Below are 3805 nucleotides of genomic sequence, written 5' to 3' on the forward strand. Positions count from 1 at the left end.
AACAGGCGGTGTTGCACCATATGAATACAGTATCAATAATGGGACAAGCTACCAGTCAGGAGATACGTTCTCTAATTTACTTCCGGGAACTTACACCGTAATTGTAAAAGATGCTTACGGATGTAAATCAACAGCAGTAAGCCAGATTATAGGTACTGCTTTGAAGTCTACAGCGGTTTTAACAGCTGGACCAACGTGTATTGCTACAGATATAACAATTGACGGAACAATTAATGGAGGAATTCTTAATGTAACAACTCCAAATTATACGTATACAGTAACTATTAATGGAGTTCCAGATGCTACAGTTCATACTGTTACTGGTACGACATTTACTTATACAGATGCTACAGCGGTAACAGCTGCAACAACTACAAGTTATGTATTCACATTTACTGATGCTGCTAACTGTACAACTACATCAACTGTAAATGTAGAGCCTAAAACAGCGCCAGTAATTACTTCAGCAGCGCAAGGAAATCCTATTTACTGTAATGGAGATGCTACAGGTTCTATTAATGTAGTTATTGATACAACAGTAGGTGCAGCTCCTTATACAACAACAGTAGTAAAAGACAATAGTCTTTTGGCCATACCAAATGTTAATTACGGAACGCAAACTACAGGACTTCCTGCAGGTGATTATATTGTGACTGTAACTGATGCAAAAGGATGTACAGTTACTGCTAATGTGAACATTGCACAGCCAACTGCTATTGCCTTTACACCTGGAATTACCCAGATTACTTGTGTGGGCGGTGCTACAGGAACTGCGTTGGGATCTATAAGTGTAACTGCTTTAACGGGTGGTACAGCAGCAACAGGTCCTCCTGTTCCTGCTACATCTGGTTTCATTTATACTTTAACAAGTAATAGCAGTGCAACACAAACTTTTTCACCATTAGCAAGAGAGGACCATACTTTTGTCATTTTGAATTTCGGAAGTTACGAACTAACCGTTACAGATTTTAATGGTTGTTCATTGACTAAAACAATCAACATAGCTTCACCACCCGAAGATTTGGACATTTCTATTGCACCAGGTGTACCATCTTGTACATCAGCAAGTCTTGTGGTTAAGACAACTCCTCCAATTGCAGGAGGACCATATCATTTTGCTTTGTATCCAATTGACCCATTAAATCCGGGTAATTATGATTATGCAACACATTCAGGTTCGTATCAGGATGCTGATGCAGTTTCACCTCCTGCATTACCAGGAGATCCTAATTTATTGCAATCTACTTTTACAGGTTTAAATCCAGGAGTTATTTATTCTTTTATAGTGTATGATGAAACAACAAAATGTTATTTCTTTAAACAAGCAGATATAAAAACACCTACATTATCAACTTTAACAGTTACAGATCCTGTAGCTGCAAATGTTACTTGTAAAGGTGCTGGTGATGGAAAAGTTACTTTCTCTTTTACAAAAAATTATGCAACATCTACAGATGTAAGCTATCAGGTTTATAATTCTTTAAGTAATGTGCCATATTCTCCAGCTGTTCAAGGAACTGCTACAGGTTTATTAGGTACATTAACAACTACTGTTACCGATTTTGGACCACTTGTACCAGGGACATACTATATTTTATTTACAGAAGTTGGAGGATCAAATCCTGGATGTAAAAATTCTAGCAAACCATTTACAATTACACAATCTGTTATTCCATTAACAGTTACAGCAACTGTAAATAAAAATGCTAATTGTAATAAACCAGGAAATATTAGTGTTGCTGCTCAAGGCGGTACAGGACCTTATAAATATTTAGTATTATTATCAACAGCAACTGCACCAGTTGCGACTGATGCATGGGTTGATAGCAGTTCATTTGATTTAACAGCTGGTAGTTATATTGCTTACGCAAAAGACAGCAATGGATGTATACAACCAGCTGTAGTTAAAGTTGTTCCGTTAGACCCTACTCCAGTGATGACAGCAGTTTTAGCTGCACAGTGTAATGTAGCTGAGGGTAATTTTGCGATCAATGTTGATCTTACCACGGCAGGCGTGTCACCGTATACCTTTAGTGTAGACGGCGGATCATTCCAGTCAGGCACAGTTCCATTTACGATTTCAGGTTTATCATCAGGGGCTCACAGTGTTGCGGTCCATGATGTGAACGGATGCGGTAATACGGTTAACTTAACAATATTGGCGCCTATAGGGTTTACACCAGAAGTTACTGCTTTACCATCATGTACAGCAGCAACAGGGGAGATTACAGTAACAGCAGAAGGCGGTTCATCGACATATACTTATACGTTGTTGAATTCAACAGGAACGACGACCGTTGCAGGTCCTCAGGGAACAAATATTTTTGCAGGTCTTGCGGCAGGCGATTATATTGTACGTGTTACAGACGCTTCGGCGACAGCTTGTTCAGTGGAGAAACCTATAAAAATAGAAGCAGCCCTTCCAGTAAGCTTTACACTGGCTCACACCGATGTAAAATGTAATGGAGGTACTGACGGAACAGTAACAGTAACTTTAGATGCATTAAGCAATAATCCTGTTTATATGTACAGTTTAAGCACTACGGCATTACCTCCGGTAGTTGTTAGAGCGCCTCAGACAAGTAATGTATTTACAGGACTTGCGGCAGGAACCTATAATGTTACGGTTACCTCAGGCAGAAATTGTTCGACTACACTTCCTGTGACGATTGACCAGCTTGCACCAGTTCAGGTATTAGCATCATCAGCAGCGGCACCATTTAAATGTGCACCTGATAATTCAACTAATACTACTGTAGTTACGATCAATGCTACAGGGGGACAAGGGCCTTATACTTATAGTATCAACGGAACGAATTATTTCCCTGGAAATACATTTGATATCGCTGATACAGGTTTATCATACAACTTAACAGTGTATGTAAAAGATGCAAACAATTGTCCTGCATCAGGAACAGTTGCAGTTACGACTATTCCAAAAATCACCAGTCCGGTTGTTTCGGTAAGCGCAGCAATCGACTGTAGAGATACGGGTTCATTAACGGTAACAGCTGCAGGGGGATCAGGTAATTTAAGCTACCAGCTTCTTCCAAACGGAGCACCTCAGGCTACAGGAGTTTTCCCGGTAACCGGAGCAGGCGACTATTACTTCCGAATAATAGACAACGTAACAGGCTGTTATGTAGATACAGCTAAATTCACTGTTGCACCATACGATTTAATCAAAGTAACAGCAGATGCCGTTACAGCAGTTACTTGTTTTGGTGATACAGACGGTGCGATCAGAATCAATGTTTCAGGTTATGCCGGAACATACGATTATGAGATATTCAATGCAGCAGGTGCTTCAGTACGAGTAGTAACAGGAGTTGACGGAACAGTTAACCCTCTTCCTATCACCGGACTTGGAGCAGGCAATTATACTATTGTAGTAAAAGAAACAGCAGGTGCATTCTGTTCAGCAACAACCAATGTTGTTACAGTAGCTTCACCAAGTGCAGCTCTAAGCTTAACTTTTAACACTAAGAACGATAATTGTAATACCAATGCGGGTCAGATCAGTGCTACGGCACAAGGCGGAACAGCACCGTATTTCTACCAGATTCTATTGGCAACAGCCACGCCTCCAACCGTAACAGGATCTGGATGGAGTACAGCCAATAATGTATTAAATGCAGAATCAGGCAATTATATTATTTATGCAAAAGATTCTAAAAACTGTCCAGTTCAGTTACCGGTATCAATAGGATTAGACCCTACTCCAGTGATGACAGCAGTTTTAGCTGCACAGTGTAATGTAGCTGAGGGTAATTTTGCGATCAATGTTGATCTTACCACGGCAGGC

The 3805-nt window shown here is 40.2% G+C and carries 1 pseudogene; it reads left to right on the forward strand.

The features are described from left to right. Nucleotides 1–3805 (forward strand): annotated as a pseudogene (locus tag EV144_RS24145) (hypothetical protein); the annotation flags it as partial.

The organism is Flavobacterium sp. 270 (assembly GCF_004368785.1).
Classification (GTDB): Bacteria; Bacteroidota; Bacteroidia; order Flavobacteriales; family Flavobacteriaceae; genus Flavobacterium.